This window comes from Curtobacterium sp. MCBD17_003 (genome assembly GCF_003234885.2).
Classification (GTDB): domain Bacteria; phylum Actinomycetota; class Actinomycetes; order Actinomycetales; family Microbacteriaceae; genus Curtobacterium.
In genome coordinates, this window is sequence record NZ_CP126275.1 from 88,332 (window position 1) to 104,557 (window position 16,226).

Sequence of the window (16,226 nt, forward strand, 5' to 3'; positions counted from 1 at the left end):
GGTCCTGTTCGGCAATCGGTTGCCGAAGGACGTGCACCCATGATGCCGTCGTGATTGTTTCGACCGCGCACGACCTCTGTTTCCGGGAGGTAAAACCTCCGTTCGCCGTGGCAACCGATTGCCCGCATCGAACGAGTACGATGCCCGTGGGCGGCACACACCGCGCGGGGAGGAGGACGACGAGATGGTGACGCTCGCCGACGTGGCCGCGCTCGCGGGGGTGTCCGAGGCCACGGTGTCGCGCGTGATGTCCTCGTCCCGCCCCGTCGGCCGGGACGTCGAGGCCCGGGTGCGTCGAGCGGCGACGGAGCTCGGCTACGTGGGCAACAGCATCGCTCGGGCGCTCCGCAAGAACCGGACGGACACCGTCGGCATGGTGGTGCCGAGCATCCTCAACCCGTTCTTCACGACCCTGGTCGACAGCGTCGAACGTGCCCTCCACGCGGAGGGCAAGCAGCTGTCACTCTGCGACTCGCGGCAGAACCCCGAGGTCGAGGCGGAGCAGCTCCGGTCCCTGGTCCACCGTCAGGTCGACGGCATCATCGTCAGCGCGTGCGACCAGGTCGCGAGCGTGCCCGCCCTGCGCGCCGCGGCACTGTCCGTGCCCCTGGTGCAGCTGGACCGGCGCGTGGACGTGGAGGGCACGGACTGGATCGGCATCGACGACGACGAGGCGATGCGGCTGGTGCTCGAGGAGCTGGCGAGCACGGGGGTCCGGACCGCGGCGTTCGTCACGAGTGCGCTCACGAACTCCTCGACCCACCTGCGCCTCGAGGGGTTCCGGCGGCATGCGGCACGTCTCGGGATCACCGTCCGCGAGTCGTGGATCCAGTTCGGCGAGTACACGATCGAGAGCGGTGAAGCCGCGGCGCGTCAGCTGCTGGCCGGAGCGGACCGGCCCGAGGCGATCGTCTGCGCTGACGACCTCATCGCGATCGGCGTCCTCCGGGCGTGCCGGCAGCTCGGCGTCCGCGTCCCGGACGAGGTCCAGGTGACCGGTTTCGACGACATCACCTTCGCTGCGTACGTGGTCCCGGGCCTGACCACGCTCGCGCAGCCCACGGACCTGATGGCGACCGAGGCGTTCCGGCTCCTCGGTGTCGCCTCGACGTCCCTCGCCACCCGCCGTCCCGCCACCCGGATGTCCTTCGCGCCCACGTTGGTCGTCCGCGAGACGACGCGGTCACACCGGTGACGCGGCCCAACGCACGCCCGCGCTGACGTACGCAAGCACGGCGTCCGCCAGGAGGTCGAGTGACACGGACTCGTCCACCGAGTGCACCCGCGTCGGGTCGCCTGGCCCCCAGACCACCATCGGGACGTCCGGCATCGAGCGCACGAAGACCGATGCGTCGGTGAAGTAGGCGGCGGGCTCGGGGGCGACACGGCCGGGCAGGCTGGCCACCCACGGATCGGTCTCGTCCGTCCACACCGGGGCGAGGTCGAGTTCGACGGTGACGTCCGCGACGTCGGGTCGCCCGCGCCACCAGTCGAGGATCCGGGCAGCGGAGGCGGCCTCGGTCACCCGGTGGTCGACCCGGACGACGCACACGTCGGGCACCATGTTCGGCACCGATCCCCCGGCGATCGTCCCGACGTTGAGCGTCTCCGCGCCGAGTCGTGGGTGTGCGGTGAGCGGGACGGCATCGAGGCGCAGCAGGACGTCGCGCATCGCGAGGACGGCGTTGCGCCCGGCGCTCGGCGTGCTGCCGTGGGCGGAGGTCCCTCGCGTCTCCACCCGCAGCCAGAGCGCACCGCGGTGGCCGAGCACGATCCGGTTCGCCGTGGACTCGGGGATGACGACGGCACCGAGGTCGATCCCCGCCGCGGTCAGCATGTCGACGAGGACGGGCGCTCCGAGGCAGCCCGACTCCTCGCCCACCGACAACGCGAGCACGACGGGGAGGTCCTGTTCGTGCAGTCGAGCCACCGCCACCATCGCCGCGGCGAGGCCGGCCTTCATGTCGGAGGACCCGCGACCGCGGAGTCGCCCCTCCGCGATGCGCGGTTGGAACGGCGGCGTTCTCCAGGAGCCCTCCGCGCCGGTGGGCACCACGTCGGCGTGGCAGGAGAAGGCCAGGTGCGGTCCGCTCGAGCGGGGTGACGGCCGTGCGGGCACCACGAGGAGTCCGTCCGTCGTCGCCGGCGAGCGGACCACGCGGCTGCCGGCGTGCCCCGCGAACCACGCCTGGACCAGGTCCAACACCAGCCCCTCGCCCGCCGACCCGGTGACGGAGTCGACGCGGATCAGGTCGGAGAGGAGTTCCGTGACATCGGGAGTACCCATCCGCGAAGGGTACCCAGGCGACCGCGGTCGTGCTGATCGGACCGTCGGGCCGGTGCCGCGCCTCCCGGCTCAGGCGGCCCGGCGCGCCTGCCAGCGTCCGTCGGTGCGCGTGATCGCGAGCGGGAACGCGAAGCAGGCGGACACGGCCTCGGACGTGATGACGTCGTCCGCGCGGCCCGCGGCGACCACCCCGCCGTCACGGAGGAGCATCGCGTGCGACGTCGACGCCGGCAGGTCCTCGAGGTGGTGCGTCACCATGACGCTCGCGAGGTCGGGATGCCGGTGGCGGAGAGCGTCGACCGTCTCGAGCAGGTGCTCCCGGGCCGCGACGTCGAGGCCGGTGGCGGGCTCGTCGAGCAGGAGCAGGCGCGGCTCGGACATGAGCGCCCGGGCGATGAGCGTTCGACCGCGCTCGCCCTGCGACAGGACGGCCCAGGACGCGTTCCACCGGTCGCGCAACCCGACGCCGGCGATGTGCTCGAGGGCGAGTGCGCGCTGCTCGGGGGTCGGTTCCCACCGCATCATGAGGTCGGTCGTGCCCGTGAGCCCGGTCAGCACGGTGTCGAGGACCGAGAGCGGCGTGAGCATCCGGTGGCGCGGGTCGACGTGGCCGATGTGCTCGCGGAGCTCCCGCACGTCGGTGCGGCCGAGTCGTCGTCCGAGCAGGTCGACGCTGCCGGCGCTGGGGTGGCTCGTTGCGCCGAGCACGGCGAGCAGTGTCGACTTGCCGGCGCCGTTCGGTCCGAGGAGCGCCCAGTGCTCCCCGGCGCGCACGACGAGGTCGACCTCGTGCACGAGGTCGCGGCCGCCGCGGGTGACGCGGAGGCCCCGTGCGTCGACCAGGGGACTGTCGGAGGTGGTGCTGGTGCTCACCCGGGTCAGATCCCGGGACCGGAGGTGATGACGAGTGCGGCTTCCTCGGGCTCGGCGGTCGCGAGGTCGGCGGCCCGGACGGCGTCGAGGTGGTCGGCCATGCCGTCGGCGAGGGCGCGGACGGCGGCGGCACCGGCCTCGCCGTCCCGGTCGGTGGCCGCGTCACGGAGGCTGGCGACCGCGTCCGCCGCGGCGGCGAACACGGGTTCGGCGCTGCCGACGGTCACGAAGCGCGCCCGGGCGAGGACCGAGGCGCTCAGCTTCGTGAGCAGCGCGTTGTCCGCGTGGTCGACGAGGAACCCGATGAGGGCGTGCACGTCGTCGTCCACGGCCCGGTCGCTCGCCGCGGCGTGGGTGCGGACGTCCGCGAGCAGGGCGTCGAGCGCGTCGGTGTCCTCGTCGGTGAACCGGGGGAACGCCCAGCGGGCGGCGAGTTCGGCGAACCCGAACAGCACCGAGAACGCCTCGTGGTACTGCCGACCGGTCGGGGTGGCGATGCGCGTGTATCGGTTCGCCTCCATCTCGACCAGGCCGTAGTCGACGAGCTTGGCGATGGCTTCGCGGATGGGCGTGCGGGAGACGCCGAGCCAGCGCACGAGCTCGTCGTCGTTGAGCCGTTCGCCGGGCTGCAGCGTTCCGTCGTGGATCGCCGCGAGCATCTTGTCGAACACCACGTCGCGGAGCAGGCGGCGCGGTGCGGCGTCGGCGGTGGGCTGGGGGACCGGCATGGGGGCGACCTTTCGGGCACGAGGGTCGGGACGCGTACCCGAATCCTAGGAGGTGATTTCACAATCACTTGACATGCAATGCGGGTGGAACCCGCGGGCGAGGTGACGGTGTCAGGCGCGCACGTCGACGACCGTGCGCCCGTGCACCCGCCCGGCCAGGACCTCCCGGCCGACGGCGACCACGTCGGCGAGTCCCACGGCCGTCGTCACGCTGTCGAGCAGCGCCGGATCGAGGTCCGCGGCGAGGAGCGCCCACGCCCGTTCGCGCAGGTCGCGCGGTGCCGCGACCGAGTCGACGCCGAGCAGCGCGACCGAGCGCAGGATGAACGGGAGGACCGACCCGGCCATCCGCGCGTCCTGCGCGAGCCCGCACGCCGTCACGGCGCCGCCCCACGCGGTCTGCGCCAGCACGTTCACGAGCGTCGCACCCCCGACGCTGTCGACCGCACCGGCCCACCGTGGGCGCTGCACCGGGCGGCCCGGGGTGTCGAAGTCGTGGCGGTCCACCACCTCGGCCGCTCCGAGCCGGTGCAGGGCCTCGGTGTGCTGCGGCCGACCCGTCGACGCGGCGACCCGGTGTCCCCGCGCCGCCAGCAGCGCGACCGCGATCGACCCGACCCCGCCCGACGCTCCCGTGACGAGCACCGTACCGGCGCCTGGCGCGACGAACCGCTCGAGCGCGAGCACGCTGAGCGCGGCCGTGTACCCGGCCGTACCGATCGCGGCGGCCCGTTGCGCCGTGATGCCCGCGGGGACCGGCAGGAGCACCGCGGCGGGGACGACCGCGAGACCGGCGTACCCGCCGTCGCGGGTCTCGCCGAGCCCGGCGCCGTTGAGCGTCACGAGGGTGCCCGGGGCCGGGGCGGAGGCGGTGCCGTCGCCGACCGCGCGGACGGTCCCGACGACGTCGATGCCCGGCACGAGTGGGTCGGCGCGCTGCACGCCCGGGTCACCCGCCAGCGCCATGCCGTCCTTGTAGTTGACGCTCGAGTGCGTCACGTCGACCAGGACCTCGTCCGGGCCCGGTTCGCGGACGTCGTGGTCCTCGACGACCGGTCCGGTACCGGTCCGGACGACGACCGCGCGTGTGCGCTCGCTCACCGGGAGGCCCGGCCCGCGGTCACGGGAGCGTCACCACCGGTCGTGCACGGACGCCCGGAACCAACGGTCGTACACCTCGTGGATCCGACGGTCGAGGTCCGCCCCGAGCGCCGGCAGCGACCCCGCCGCCGCGTTCGACCGGGCCTGCTCGACGTTCCGGGCGCCCGGGATCGCCGCCGTGACGCCGTCCTGTTCGACGATCCAGGCGAGCGCGGCCTGCGGGACGGAGACGCCCTCGGGCACGGCCGCGGCGAACTCCTGCGCCGCGTGCACGCCGTCCTCGAAGTCGACGCCGCTGAACGTCTCGCCCTGGTCGAACGCCTCGCCGTGGCGGTTGTACGTCCGGTGGTCCTGCGAGGCGAAGGTCGTCTCGGTCGTGTACTTGCCCGAGAGCAGCCCCGAGGCGAGCGGGACGCGGGCGAGGATGCCGACCCCGGCCTCCCGGGCGGCGGGCAGGACCGCGTCGAGCGGCTTGAGGCGGAACGCGTTGAGGATGATCTGCACGCTCGCGACACCCGGCCGGGCGATCGCGGTGAGCGCCTGGTCGGTCTCCTCGACGCTCACGCCGTACGCGGCGATGGAGCCGTCGGCGACCAGGGCGTCGAGCGCGTCGTACACCGCGTCGTCCTCGAACACGGCGGTGGGCGGGCAGTGGAGCTGCACGAGGTCGAGCGTGTCCTGGCCGAGGTTGCGGCGCGAGCGGTCCACCCACGTGCGGAAGTTGGCGGCGACGTAGTTCGCGGGGACCTGGTCGGCGCGGCGACCCATCTTCGTGGCGACGGTCAGCGGCACGTCCGGGTTGGCGGCGCGCCACCGACCGATGAGCTGCTCGCTCCGGCCGTCCCCGTACACGTCCGCGGTGTCGAACAGCGTGACGCCGGCCTCGGCCGAGGCGTCGAGGAGTGCCATCGCGTCGGACTCCGGCACGTCACCCCAGTCACCCCCGAGCTGCCACGTCCCGAGTCCGATGACGGACACGTCCCGACCAGTCCTGCCCAAGGTGCGACTCTGCATGGGGACGACGGTAGTCCGCGGCGCGCGGTCCGGCGTCGTCACTCGTCGTGGTGGTACCGGCACTGCGCGATGAGGACGCTGTCGTCCGTGACGCGGTACACGAGACGGTGCTCGTCCGTGATGCGCCGGGACCAGTACCCACGGAGCCCGTGCTTGAGCGGCTCCGGTCTGCCGATGCCCTCGTTGCCGTTGCGCGCGATGTCACGGAGCAGCCCGTTGATCCGCTTGACGATCTTCCGGTCCTGCTGTTGCCACCACTCGGAGTCGGCCCAGGCAGCGTCGTCCCAGACGTACTTCACTCGTCCAGGTCCCGCTCCGTGCCCTCCCCGCGCTCCAGGCGCTCGATCGAGGCGAGCAGCCGCCGGGCGTTCGCGGGGTTCCTCAGCAGGTAGGCGGTCTCCTTCAGGGACTCGTAGTCGTCGAGGGACACGAGCACGACCGATTCGTGGCCCGCGCGCGTGACCACGACCTCCTCGCGGTCGTCCGTGACGGCGTTGAGGGTCTCGGCGAAGTGGGAACGCGTCTCCGAGTAGCTGAGGATGCGCATTGTGACCTCCTGACGTACGCAGAGTTGTACGTCAGCTGCGACGCCAGCGCCATGCGGTCAGCCGAACAGGATCGCCGCCTCGTCGTAGCGCTCCTGCGGCACCGTCTTGAGCTCGCCGATCGCGTCGGCGAACGACACGTGCACGATGTCCGTCCCGCGCAGCGCGACCATGCGGCCCCAGCGTCCCTCGACCACGGAGTCGATCGCCGCCATCCCGAGCCGCGTGGACAGCACCCGGTCGTACGACGTCGGGGTCCCGCCGCGCTGGATGTGGCCGAGCGTCGTGGCGCGGGTCTCGATGCCCGTCATGCCCTCGATGAGCGGTGCGAGGCGCTCGCCGATGCCGCCCAGGCGCGGGCGACCGAACGCGTCGAGGCCACGCTCCGAGTGCGGGTCGTCCTCCTGGTCCGGCACGAACCCCTCGGCGACGACGACGAGCGGCGCCCGACCGCGGTCGTGGGCCGAGCGCACCCAGTCCGCGATCTGCGCCATGCTCGTCTTCTGCTCGGGGATGAGGATCGCGTGCGCCCCGGCCGCCATGCCGCTGTGCAGGGCGATCCACCCGACGTGGCGTCCCATCACCTCGGCGACCATGCAGCGGCTGTGCGACTCGCCCGTCGTCCGGAGCCGGTCCATGGCGTCGGTCGCGATCTGCACCGCGGTGTCGAAGCCGAACGTGTAGTCCGTCGCGCTCAGGTCGTTGTCGACGGTCTTCGGCACCCCGACGATCTTGAGGCCCGCGTCCGTGAGGCGGCGCGCGGCGGCGAGGGTGCCCTCGCCGCCGATCGCGATGATCGCGTCGATGCCGAGCCGGTCGAGGTTCGCCGCGATCGCCGCGGCGCCCCCGTTCTCGCCCTCGAACGGGTTCGTCCGGCTCGTGCCGAGGATCGTCCCGCCCTGCTTGGCGATCCCCTGGATCTCCTTGCGACCGAGCGGCACGACGTCCGCCTGCACCACGCCGCGCCAGCCGTCACGGAACCCCACGAACTCGTGCCCGTGGATCGCGATGCCCTTGACGACGGCGCCGCGGATGACCGCGTTGAGCCCCGGGCAGTCGCCGCCGCTGGTGAGGATGCCGATGCGCATGAGGGAGCACTCCGTGGTGTCGGGCCCGGCCCGTCCGGCCGCGCGGTGGTCCCCATCATCGCGGACCGGGTCGACGACGGCATCCCCCCCGCTTCCCGGGAGGCCCACCCGGCCGGTTCGGCGATGTCACCGCCGCCACGTACGATCCTCCGCGTGATCGTCGAACCTGCCGCACCCCCGGCGCAGCGACACGACACCGTCTACCGGCCCGGGCACCACGTCGACGTCCGGGCCACGCTGCGCCCGCTCATGCGCGGCACGGGGGACCCTGCCTTCCGTCAGGTCGACGCCACGACCTGGCTCGCGCTCCGCACGCCCGCCGGTCCCGTGACCGTCGCCGTCCGCGCCGTCGGCGACGAGGTCCGGGTGTCCACCTGGGGCGACGGCGCCGAGTGGGCGATCGCGCACGCGCCGGAACTCCTCGGTCGGGGTGACGACTGGACGGGGTTCGACGTCAGCGGCAACGCCTTCCTCGCCGCGGCGCGACACCGTCAACCGGGGTTACGCCTCTGCCGCACGAACACCGTCGTCGCGATGCTCGTGCCCGCGATCCTCGAGCAGAAGGTCACGAGCCGTCAGGCCTGGCGCGCCTGGCGGTCCCTCGTCCGGCGGTACGGCACCCCGGCGCCCGGCCCCGCCCCTGAGGGCATGGCGGTCCCGCCCGACGCCGACACCTGGGCGCGGGTGCCGAGCTGGGAGTGGCACCGGGCGGGGATCGAGCCCGGCCGCTCGGCGACGGTGATGCGCGCCGTGCGGGTCGCCGCGTCGCTCGAGCGGACCCTGTCCCTCGGTCGTGGCGGCAGTGTCGTGGCGGAACGCCTCATGTCGATCCCGGGCATCGGCGTGTGGACCGCCGCCGAGACCACGCAGCGCTCCCACGGCGACCCGGACTCACCGAGTGTCGGCGACTACCACCTGCCGGCCGTCGTGGGATGGGCGCTCGCCGGCGCTCCGGTCGACGACGACGGCATGCTCGAGCTCCTCGAGCCGTGGCGGGGACACCGGGAACGGGTCATGCGGCTCATCACGGGCAGCGGCTTCCGGAAGCCGTCGTTCGGTCCGCGCATGACGATCCAGGACCACCGCTTCCACTGACCGGCCGCACCCGTGGTCGCCGCGGCCGTGGGCCTCCCGCCGCGGCCCCGGGCCTCCCGGTGGGGGACGGGCGACACTCGGCCCGCGTCCACCGCGCGCCGGGCGCGCCCCCAGGTCCCGTCGGACCGCCCGAATACCATCGGAGGATGCCGGACCCGCGCCTCCAGGACTGCACCGACGACGCGGTCGCCCTCGTCCGCCGTTGGACCGCGGCGGCCGCGATGCTCCGGCCGGACGCCGGGGCCGTCCGGCTCGCGGGGGTGCTCCGCGACGAGCGCGGCCTCGACGTCACGCTCGGGTTCATCGACCGCGTCGGCCGACCGCAGGACCCGAAGGTCGCCGCGCAGCACCTCGAACGACTCGCGCGTGAGGTCCCGGACCCCGTCGCCTGGCACCTCCGCGGCGCGGCCACCGTCGGCGGTGGGTTCGCGCAGATGATGCCGTGGGCCGTCGTCCCCCCGGCACGCCGTGTGCTGCGCCGCATGGCCGGACACCTCGTGGTCGACGCCGCACCAGCGCGCCTCGGCGCCGCCCTCGCCAAGCTGGCGGTCCCGGGCACGGTGCTCGACGTCCTGCCGCTCGGACGCCCGGTGTCCGGTGACGACGAGTCCGACCGGCAGCTCCGGCGCACCATCGACCTGCTCGACCGCGACGACGTGGACCGCGTCACCACCTCGGTCGCCGTGGCGCTCCCGCAGCCCGTGCTCTGGGCGTTCGACGACACCGTCGTCCGCGGAGTCGAGCGCCTGCTGCCGCTGTACCGGGCGGCCGTGGCGGGTGGCAGCCGCGTCACGCTCCGGGTGGACACCCACGACGACCTCGACCTGACGCTCGCGGTGTTCCGGACCCTGCTCGACCGGCCCGAGTTCCTCGAGCTCCCGGCGGGCCTCACCCTGCCCGCCGCGGTGCCGGACACCCGGCGTGCCCTCGACGACCTCACTGCCTGGTCGCAGGCCCGCCGCGCCCGGGGCGGATCACCGATCACCGTCCGGATCGACGCCGGCGCCGCCGACCCCGTCGAACGGGTGGAGGCCGCGCTCCACGACCGCTCGCTGGCCACGTTCGGCACCACACAGGAGATCCAGGCGGCGACCCTCCGCCTGCTCGACGCCGCGCTGACGCCCGCGCGGACGGACGCCGTCCGGATCGAGGTCCTCGGGCACGACCTGTACGACCTCGCCACCGCCCGCGTGCTCGCCGAGCGCCGTGGTGTCGTCGACGCCCTCCAACTCGGCATGCTCCTCGGCGTGGACGGCACCCACCTGCAGGCCGTCCGGGCCGACGTCGGGTCGGTGTTCCTCGTCACGCCGGTCGTCGACCCCGACGAGTACGACGCCGCCGTCGGGTACCTCGCCCGGCGGTTGTACGACCTGGCGGACCCCGAGCAGGCCGCGGGTGCCTCGACGACGACCGACACCGCGAGCGCCGGGTCCGAGCAGCGGCGCGAGCGGTACCTGGCCGCGGTCGAGGCGCTGGACGACCCCGTCCCGTCGACGTTCCGCACCCAGGACCGCACGGCCCCGCTCGGACCCCCGCCGCACGTCGCCGACTTCCACAACGCGCAGGGCACCGACCCGACCATCCGCGCCAACCGCGCCTGGGCCGGCGAGGTGCTGCGTCGCGTGCCGGGATCGTCGCTCGGTCGGCAGACGATCCGGAACGCGGGCGTCGCCGACCGGAACCGGCTCGAGCGCATCGTCGCCGCCACCGCGCAGGCGGGCGTGAACTGGGGACGGCAGGACCCGCAGGACCGCGCCGAGTTGCTCGACCTCATCGCCCACGAGCTCGAGGTCCGGCGCGGTGACCTCGTCGAGGTCGCGGTCGCCGAGACGGGCCTGACGCTCGCCGAGGCAGACGCCGAGGTCGGCCGAGCCGTCGACGCCGCACACCACGCCGCCGACCGCGCCCGGCACCTCGCGGACATCACGGGCGCGACCCCGGTGCCGCCGCGCCTCACCGTCGTCGTGCCGACCTGGACCTCCCCGATCGCCGTCGTCGCAGGGGACGTCCTGGCGGCGATCGCGGCCGGCAGCGGTGTCGTGCTCAAGCCGGCGCCGGCCGCTCGGCGGACCGGTGCGCTCGTGGCCGACGTCCTGTGGGACGCCGGTGTGCCGCACTCGCTGCTCGTCCTCGTCGACCTCGACGTCGACCGGCTCGGCCGCGACCTCGTCGCTCACCCCGCGGTCGACCGCGTGCTCCTCACGGGCACGGCGGACACCGCGCGGTCCTTCGCCTGGTGGAGGGCGGGCCTCCCGCTCACCGCCGCGACGACCGGCACGAACGCGATCGTCGTCACGCCGTCCGCCGACGTCGACCTCGCCGTCCGCGACGTCGTGCGGAGTGCCTTCGCCCACGCCGGACAGGACCGCGCCGCGGCGTCGCTCGTCGTCCTCGTCGGTGCCGTGCGTGAGGACGACCGGTTCCGCCGGCTGCTCGTCGACGCGACCCGGAGCCTCCGCGTCGCCTGGCCGGACGACCCCGCCGCCCAGATGGGACCGCTCGTCGACGAGCCCCGGGGGAGCGTGCGGCAGGCACTCACCGAGCTCGGACCGGGGGAGTCGTGGCTCCTGCAGCCGGAACCCCTGGACGACTCCGGGCGGCTCTGGTCTCCGGGCATCCGCGACGGCGTCCGACCGGGCAGCACCTTCCACCAGACGCCCGTGCCCGCACCCGTGCTCGGGATCGTCGAGGCCGAGACCCTCGACGACGCGATCGCGATCCAGAACGGCACGGACTACGGTCTCGCCGCGGGCATCCACTCCCTCGACACCGACGAGGTCACCCGCTGGCTCGACCGCGTGCAGGCGGGTGACCTGTTCGTGAACCGTGCGACGACCGGCACCCTGGTCCGCCGACAGCCCACCGGCGGCTGGAAGCGCTCCGCGATCGGCACCGGCACGAAGTCGGGCGCCCCGCTGTCGGTCGCGACACTCGGCCGCTGGGAGCCCACGCCGCACACCCCGCACGGGAGCATCCGACTGCACGGCGTCCCCGCGCGGGTCGCGGCCGTGATCGAGGCCGCGCGGAGCGGCCTGACGTTCGAGGAGTTCGACCGGGTGCGGTCCGGGGCACGGAGCGACGTCGCCGCGCGCTCCGCGGAGTTCGCCCGCTCCGCGGACACCGCCGGTCTCGGGATGGAACGCAACGTGCTCCGCTACCGGCCCCAGTCGGTCATCATCCGCGCGTCCGAGGGCACGTCGGCCGGTGACCTCGTCCGCGTGCTCGTCGCCGCGACCGCCTCCCGCGCCCACGTGCTCGTCAGCACCGCGGTGCCGATGCCCGGCAGCCTCGTGCAGCTGTTCGCCGGCCCGCGGTCCCCGCTCGACGTCGTCGACCAGATCGTCGAGTCCGACGACGAGTGGCTCGGGCGCGCGGCGGCCGGCGCGGTGTTCCGCGAGCAGTGGTCGTCGGACGAGCCCACGCCCGAGGACGAGCTCGCCGCGGTCCTGTCGCCGACGTACGAGCCGGTGCCGCACACCGCGTTCGGCGGTCCTGGTGCCCGGATCCGCCTGCTCGGCGGCGACTCGTTGGCGCTCGAGGAGGCCCTCGGTGCCTCGATCGACGTGGCGGTGCACGCGGGCCCCGTGGTCGAGGCCGGACTCGTCGAGATGCTGCCGTTCCTCCGCGAGCAGACCGTGACGATCACGGCGCACCGGTTCGGGGTGCCGGACCGGGCGTTCGTGGAGCTGCGGGTCTGACGCGGTCGCGCTGGTCGCGCCGGTCGCGCCGGTCGCGCTGGTCGCGACCGGCGGATGTCGGCTCAGGCCGTCCCGCGGGCGAACGACGTCGTCACACCGGGCGACCACAGCACGGAGTCCGGCGGGACGTCGGCGAGCGAGCGCGGCAGCCCGACCTCGCCCATCAGGTCGTCGTGCACCGACTCGGCCGTCGCGTGGTGCAGTGGCCAGGCCGGGTGCTCGTTCGGCCAGAACCGGGTCGCCCCGAAGCGGTGGACGTGCATGCCCCATCGGGCGGTCAGGAACTGCTCGAGCGGTGACGGTTCGGCGATGGGCGCACCGACGTGCACGGCGAACCGCGAGCGCGCCGAGGACCCGTGGCGCCGCATCGCGTACGCCACGCGGCCGCCCTCGCCGTGTCGGCCAGCGGCGGCACCCCGGCCGCGCGTCCCGTCCACGCCCCACCGCGTCGCCGCGTGCGCCCAGTGGTACGGCAGCCCGAGCATCGCCCGTGCCGCGACCGCCGGGAGGAACCGGCCCGCGTCCAGCGACAGGAACACGACGCCGTGCCGCCCCCGGTCGTCGACCGTGTAGACCCGCACGTTGACCTCGACGAACGTCCCGAGCCGCCGCATCGGCGCGAGCGGCGGGAACGCGGTGTCCGTGAACCGGAACCCGATGAGGCCGACCCAGGTGGTCACCCCGTCGTCGACGCCGTCCGCGCCCATGGTGTCCGGTCGGACGCCGGCCGGGAGGAGCGGGGCCACGGCCGACACGTCGACCCGCCAGTGCAGGAACACGACGTCGTGCCATCCCTGCCGGATGAACGCGCGGCCGGGCAGTGCCGGGGCGGTCGTCAGGACGGGAGCGACCCCCGTCACGACGCGTCCCTCCCCGAGGTCGTCGCGTCGGCCGCCGGTTCGTCCTCGATCGGCGTCACGAGCGGTGCGTCGTCCCAGCCCGTCTGCGGCGTGCGACACGTCCCGCGGAACACGTACTGCGACGGCCGCTTCCGCTCGTTCGACACCCAGTCGATCGCGGGGCGGCGGCGCTCGGGCGGCAGGTACCCGAGCCGGTACACGGCCATGAGCTCGAGGTCGTCCGGCACCCCGAGGACGTCCTCGACCTCGGCCCAGGCGCTCGGGATCTCCATCGGGAACGACACGAACTGGATGCCCATGCCGAGCTGGGTCGTGGCGAGCCAGATGTTCTCCATCGCCGCGCCCATGCTGAACACCGAGTAGAAGGCGTTCGTCTCCTCGTGCCGGTACTCGTGCCGGTCGAGCATCACCCCCATGAGCAGCGGCGATCCCGCGACGAGCTTCCGGTTCTCCTCGCCGAGGGTCTGCGGCACCCGCAGGGTGTTCATGAGCTTCTGGCCGCGGGGCGTGAACACCTGCTTCGTGAACGGCCGGAGCGGTGCGGGCAGCTTGTCGAACAGCATGCCGTCGCGCCGGGTCTCCATCTCGGCCTTCGAGAACCGGAAGTACGGCTTGTACCGCTCGAAGAACGTGCCCTCGGCCATCGTCCGCGTCATCGACGAGCCGCTGATCGCGGCGATCCGCTCGATCGTCGGCCGTTCCTCGACGAGCACGAACCGCCACGGCTGGCTGTTGAGCTGCGAGGGCGCGCGCCCGGCGAGCTCGATCAGCAGGCGCTGGTGTTCCTCGGAGACGGGATCGGGCAGGAACGCCCCGTTCGTCGTCCGCCGCCGTCTGATCGCCTCGATGAGCTCCACTGCCGCTGTCCTTCCCGGCGGTCGGACGGGAGGCCCGGTGCACGCGGGTGGGCCGGCTCCCGGGTCAGGAGCGCTCGGGCCGTCCCGCGCGGAGTCCGAGCACGGCGCCGAGGTAGGACGGTGCCGCCGCGACCGCGACTCTCCAGTGTGCACGCGATCGGGCGGGGATGCGCGGTGCGGCGGCGAGGGGCACGAGTGCGGGCAGGAGGAACGCCGCGGCCCGCGAGCGGGTCCACACGGGCGTCGTCACGGCGGCGCCGGTCAGGGTCGCCGTCACGACGAACAGCGCGTGGTGCACGACCCGGAGCCGCTTCGTCCGGATGACGCCGGTCGCGACCGCGGTGCCCCACGCGCAGTTCGCGAGGTAGGCGGCGGTGGCGGCGGTGACCAGGAGGCGGGCCGGAGCGGTGCCCGCGCGACGGGTGCCGGGCCTCCCGGGCGAGCGCGGGACGGAGCGGCGGACCGGCGTCCGGGTCGTGCGCGGTGCCACGCTCACAGCGACTCGCGCGAGACGAGTCGCGACAGCACGATCGCACTGCGGGTGTGGTCGACGTGCGGGGCGGAGCGGACGCGGTCGAGGGCCTCCTCGAGCGACGCGATGTCCCGACTCCGCATGTGCACGACGGCGTCGGCGCTCCCGGTGACCGTTCCGGCGTCGACGACCTCGGGCACGTTCTCGAGCACGGCGCGGAGTTCGTCGGGCGAGACGGTGCCGCGGCAGTACAGCTCGACCCAGGCCTCGGTCCCGCGTTCCTCGACGGCGGGGTCGACCTTGATCGTGAAGCCCTGGATGACGTCATCGGCCACCAGGCGGTCCACGCGGCGCTTCACCGCGGACGCCGAGAGCCCGACCACCGCGCCGATGTCGCCGTAGCCGGCGCGGGCGTTCTCGCGGAGTTGGTCGAGGATGCGGTGGTCGAGCGAATCCATCGCCGTCATGCTACGCGCGGTCGTTGCGTCCGCCCCGGAGCGTGCGCACGGATCCTGCGCGGACGCACATGCGATCGGCGCCGCCGCGACACCCCCACGGCGGGGTCTGTCCGCGGGGAGCGCCGCGTGGCACACTGTGCCGGGGCGTCGACCTGGTCCGCCTCGTCCACGGGTGAGTGAGCCTGCACCTCACCCCAGCGCTCCTCGAACGGTGTCCCCTGGCAGGCTCGGGTCCGCCGCCCAGGAGACCCCCTTGTCGAACCCGGCCCCCGCCACCACCACAGCGCCCGCCCGCACGGCGACCAAGCGCACCGTCCTCATGTGCAAGCCGACGCACTACACAGTGAGCTACCGCATCAACCCCTGGATGCACCCCGAGGAGCCGACCGACACCGCGAAGGCGGTCGCCCAGTGGCAGACCCTCGTCGACACGTACGAGCGGCTCGGGTTCGACATCCACTTCATCGACCCGATCGAGGGGCTGCCCGACATGGTCTACGCGGCCAACGGCGGGTTCGTGCTCGACGGCGTCGCCTACGGCGCGAAGTTCCAGTACCCGGAGCGCCAGCCCGAGGGTCCCGCGTACATGGACTGGTTCCGCGAGCACGGCCTCCGCGTCGCCGAGCCGGTCGAGACGAACGAGGGCGAGGGCGACTTCCTGCTCGTCGGCGACGTCATCCTGGCCGGCACCGGGTTCCGCAGCGACAGCACCTCGCACGAGGAGATCGCCCGCGTGTACGGCCGCGAGGTCGTCACCCTGCAGCTCGTCAACCCGGCGTTCTACCACCTCGACACCGCGATCGCGGTCCTCGACCCCGAGCCGGTGGACGGCGTCGCGAACATCGCCTACCTGGAGTCCGCGTTCGACGAGGCCTCGCTCGCCGAGCTCCGCCGCCGGTTCCCCGACGCGATCATCGCCACCGAGGAGGACGCCGCGATCCTCGGGCTCAACTCCTACAGCGACGGCCACAACGTCGTCATCGCCGCCCGCGCGACGACCTTCGCCGAGCAGCTCCGCCAGCGCGGGTACAACCCGATCGGGGTCGACCTGTCCGAGCTGCTGCTCGGCGGCGGTGGCGTCAAGTGCTGCACGCTCGACCTGCACCCCGTCGAGACCGCCTGACCGGTCCCTGTCCCCGAGCCCGTCGTG

Annotated in this window: 16 protein-coding genes; 4 read left to right on the top strand and 12 right to left on the bottom strand. The window is 73.7% G+C overall.

All coding sequences use genetic code 11. From position 1 onward, the window contains the following. Nucleotides 1-184 precede the first annotated feature (184 nt). Nucleotides 185-1,195 (top strand): LacI family DNA-binding transcriptional regulator, encoded by a 1,011-nt coding sequence (locus tag DEI88_RS00445; RefSeq protein WP_111011984.1) that lies wholly within the window; start codon nucleotides 185-187, stop codon nucleotides 1,193-1,195. Here DEI88_RS00445 and DEI88_RS00450 read toward each other — a convergent pair. The 8 genes from DEI88_RS00450 to DEI88_RS00485 all read right to left on the bottom strand — a co-directional run bounded on the left by DEI88_RS00450 (nucleotide 1,184) and on the right by DEI88_RS00485 (nucleotide 7,636). Beyond that, nucleotides 1,184-2,287 (bottom strand): M20 family metallopeptidase, encoded by a 1,104-nt coding sequence (locus DEI88_RS00450; RefSeq protein ID WP_111035714.1) that lies wholly within the window; start codon nucleotides 2,285-2,287, stop codon nucleotides 1,184-1,186. The genes DEI88_RS00445 and DEI88_RS00450 overlap by 12 nt on opposite strands. A 69-nt stretch (nucleotides 2,288-2,356) precedes the next feature. After that, nucleotides 2,357-3,160 carry an ABC transporter ATP-binding protein gene (locus DEI88_RS00455; RefSeq protein WP_220037224.1) on the bottom strand — a complete coding sequence of 268 codons (804 nt, stop codon included), beginning with the start codon at nucleotides 3,158-3,160 and terminating at the stop codon, nucleotides 2,357-2,359. Between the two features lie 5 nt (nucleotides 3,161-3,165). Beyond that, nucleotides 3,166-3,888 carry a GntR family transcriptional regulator gene (locus DEI88_RS00460; RefSeq protein ID WP_111035712.1) on the bottom strand — a complete coding sequence of 241 codons (723 nt, stop codon included), beginning with the start codon at nucleotides 3,886-3,888 and terminating at the stop codon, nucleotides 3,166-3,168. Nucleotides 3,889-3,999: 111 nt separating this feature from the next. After that, nucleotides 4,000-4,989, bottom strand: a complete 990-nt coding sequence (locus tag DEI88_RS00465) for an acrylyl-CoA reductase family protein (RefSeq protein ID WP_111035711.1) — start codon at nucleotides 4,987-4,989, stop codon at nucleotides 4,000-4,002. Between the two features lie 30 nt (nucleotides 4,990-5,019). Further along, complete coding sequence (locus tag DEI88_RS00470; protein ID WP_111035710.1) at nucleotides 5,020-6,003, bottom strand: aldo/keto reductase; 984 nt, start codon at nucleotides 6,001-6,003, stop codon at nucleotides 5,020-5,022. Between the two features lie 38 nt (nucleotides 6,004-6,041). After that, on the bottom strand, nucleotides 6,042-6,302 hold the full coding sequence (locus tag DEI88_RS00475) for a Txe/YoeB family addiction module toxin (RefSeq protein ID WP_111035709.1): 261 nt from the start codon (nucleotides 6,300-6,302) through the stop codon (nucleotides 6,042-6,044). Continuing rightward, nucleotides 6,299-6,550 carry a type II toxin-antitoxin system Phd/YefM family antitoxin gene (locus DEI88_RS00480; RefSeq protein ID WP_111010329.1) on the bottom strand — a complete coding sequence of 84 codons (252 nt, stop codon included), beginning with the start codon at nucleotides 6,548-6,550 and terminating at the stop codon, nucleotides 6,299-6,301. The genes DEI88_RS00475 and DEI88_RS00480 overlap by 4 nt, the downstream gene beginning before the upstream one ends. Before the next feature lie 57 nt (nucleotides 6,551-6,607). Further along, the gene (locus DEI88_RS00485; RefSeq protein WP_111010328.1) at nucleotides 6,608-7,636 is read right to left on the bottom strand and encodes a 6-phosphofructokinase; all 1,029 of its coding nucleotides are present in this window, start codon (nucleotides 7,634-7,636) and stop codon (nucleotides 6,608-6,610) included. Nucleotides 7,637-7,759: 123 nt separating this feature from the next. Here DEI88_RS00485 and DEI88_RS00490 point away from each other — a divergent pair, with 123 nt between their 5' ends. Both DEI88_RS00490 and DEI88_RS00495 read left to right on the top strand, forming a co-directional pair. Beyond that, a complete protein-coding gene (locus tag DEI88_RS00490) occupies nucleotides 7,760-8,731 on the top strand; it encodes a DNA-3-methyladenine glycosylase family protein (RefSeq protein ID WP_375334604.1) in 972 nt (323 codons plus the stop codon). A gap of 146 nt (nucleotides 8,732-8,877) precedes the next feature. Further along, nucleotides 8,878-12,429 (top strand): proline dehydrogenase family protein, encoded by a 3,552-nt coding sequence (locus DEI88_RS00495; protein WP_111071995.1) that lies wholly within the window; start codon nucleotides 8,878-8,880, stop codon nucleotides 12,427-12,429. 62 nt (nucleotides 12,430-12,491) lie between these two features. Here the strand turns inward: DEI88_RS00495 and DEI88_RS00500 are convergent, their stop codons facing one another. The 4 genes from DEI88_RS00500 to DEI88_RS00515 form a co-directional block, all read right to left on the bottom strand. Further along, nucleotides 12,492-13,289 (bottom strand): YqjF family protein, encoded by a 798-nt coding sequence (locus DEI88_RS00500; RefSeq protein ID WP_111026575.1) that lies wholly within the window; start codon nucleotides 13,287-13,289, stop codon nucleotides 12,492-12,494. Then, the gene (locus DEI88_RS00505; RefSeq protein WP_111035707.1) at nucleotides 13,286-14,146 is read right to left on the bottom strand and encodes a nitroreductase family protein; all 861 of its coding nucleotides are present in this window, start codon (nucleotides 14,144-14,146) and stop codon (nucleotides 13,286-13,288) included. Before DEI88_RS00505 ends, DEI88_RS00500 begins: the two co-directional genes overlap by 4 nt. 64 nt (nucleotides 14,147-14,210) lie before the next feature. After that, nucleotides 14,211-14,636: a hypothetical protein gene (locus tag DEI88_RS00510; RefSeq protein WP_220037223.1), complete on the bottom strand. Its 426-nt coding sequence runs from the start codon at nucleotides 14,634-14,636 to the stop codon at nucleotides 14,211-14,213. A 2-nt stretch (nucleotides 14,637-14,638) separates the two neighbouring features. After that, the gene (locus DEI88_RS00515; protein WP_111010397.1) at nucleotides 14,639-15,076 is read right to left on the bottom strand and encodes an Lrp/AsnC family transcriptional regulator; all 438 of its coding nucleotides are present in this window, start codon (nucleotides 15,074-15,076) and stop codon (nucleotides 14,639-14,641) included. A 253-nt stretch (nucleotides 15,077-15,329) separates the two neighbouring features. Here DEI88_RS00515 and ddaH point away from each other — a divergent pair, with 253 nt between their 5' ends. Continuing rightward, nucleotides 15,330-16,199: a dimethylargininase gene (gene ddaH / locus DEI88_RS00520; RefSeq protein WP_181441218.1), complete on the top strand. Its 870-nt coding sequence runs from the start codon at nucleotides 15,330-15,332 to the stop codon at nucleotides 16,197-16,199. Nucleotides 16,200-16,226: the final 27 nt, after the last annotated feature.

Coding starts and splice junctions, on each gene's coding strand:
- DEI88_RS00445 (WP_111011984.1), top strand. CDS start 185: ATGGTGACGCTCGCCGACGTGGCCGCGCTCGCGGGGGTGTCCGAGGCC.
- DEI88_RS00450 (WP_111035714.1), bottom strand. CDS start 2,287: ATGGGTACTCCCGATGTCACGGAACTCCTCTCCGACCTGATCCGCGTC.
- DEI88_RS00460 (WP_111035712.1), bottom strand. CDS start 3,888: ATGCCGGTCCCCCAGCCCACCGCCGACGCCGCACCGCGCCGCCTGCTC.
- DEI88_RS00470 (WP_111035710.1), bottom strand. CDS start 6,003: ATGCAGAGTCGCACCTTGGGCAGGACTGGTCGGGACGTGTCCGTCATC.
- DEI88_RS00480 (WP_111010329.1), bottom strand. CDS start 6,550: ATGCGCATCCTCAGCTACTCGGAGACGCGTTCCCACTTCGCCGAGACC.
- DEI88_RS00485 (WP_111010328.1), bottom strand. CDS start 7,636: ATGCGCATCGGCATCCTCACCAGCGGCGGCGACTGCCCGGGGCTCAAC.
- DEI88_RS00490 (WP_375334604.1), top strand. CDS start 7,760: ATGTCACCGCCGCCACGTACGATCCTCCGCGTGATCGTCGAACCTGCC.
- DEI88_RS00495 (WP_111071995.1), top strand. CDS start 8,878: ATGCCGGACCCGCGCCTCCAGGACTGCACCGACGACGCGGTCGCCCTC.
- DEI88_RS00515 (WP_111010397.1), bottom strand. CDS start 15,076: ATGGATTCGCTCGACCACCGCATCCTCGACCAACTCCGCGAGAACGCC.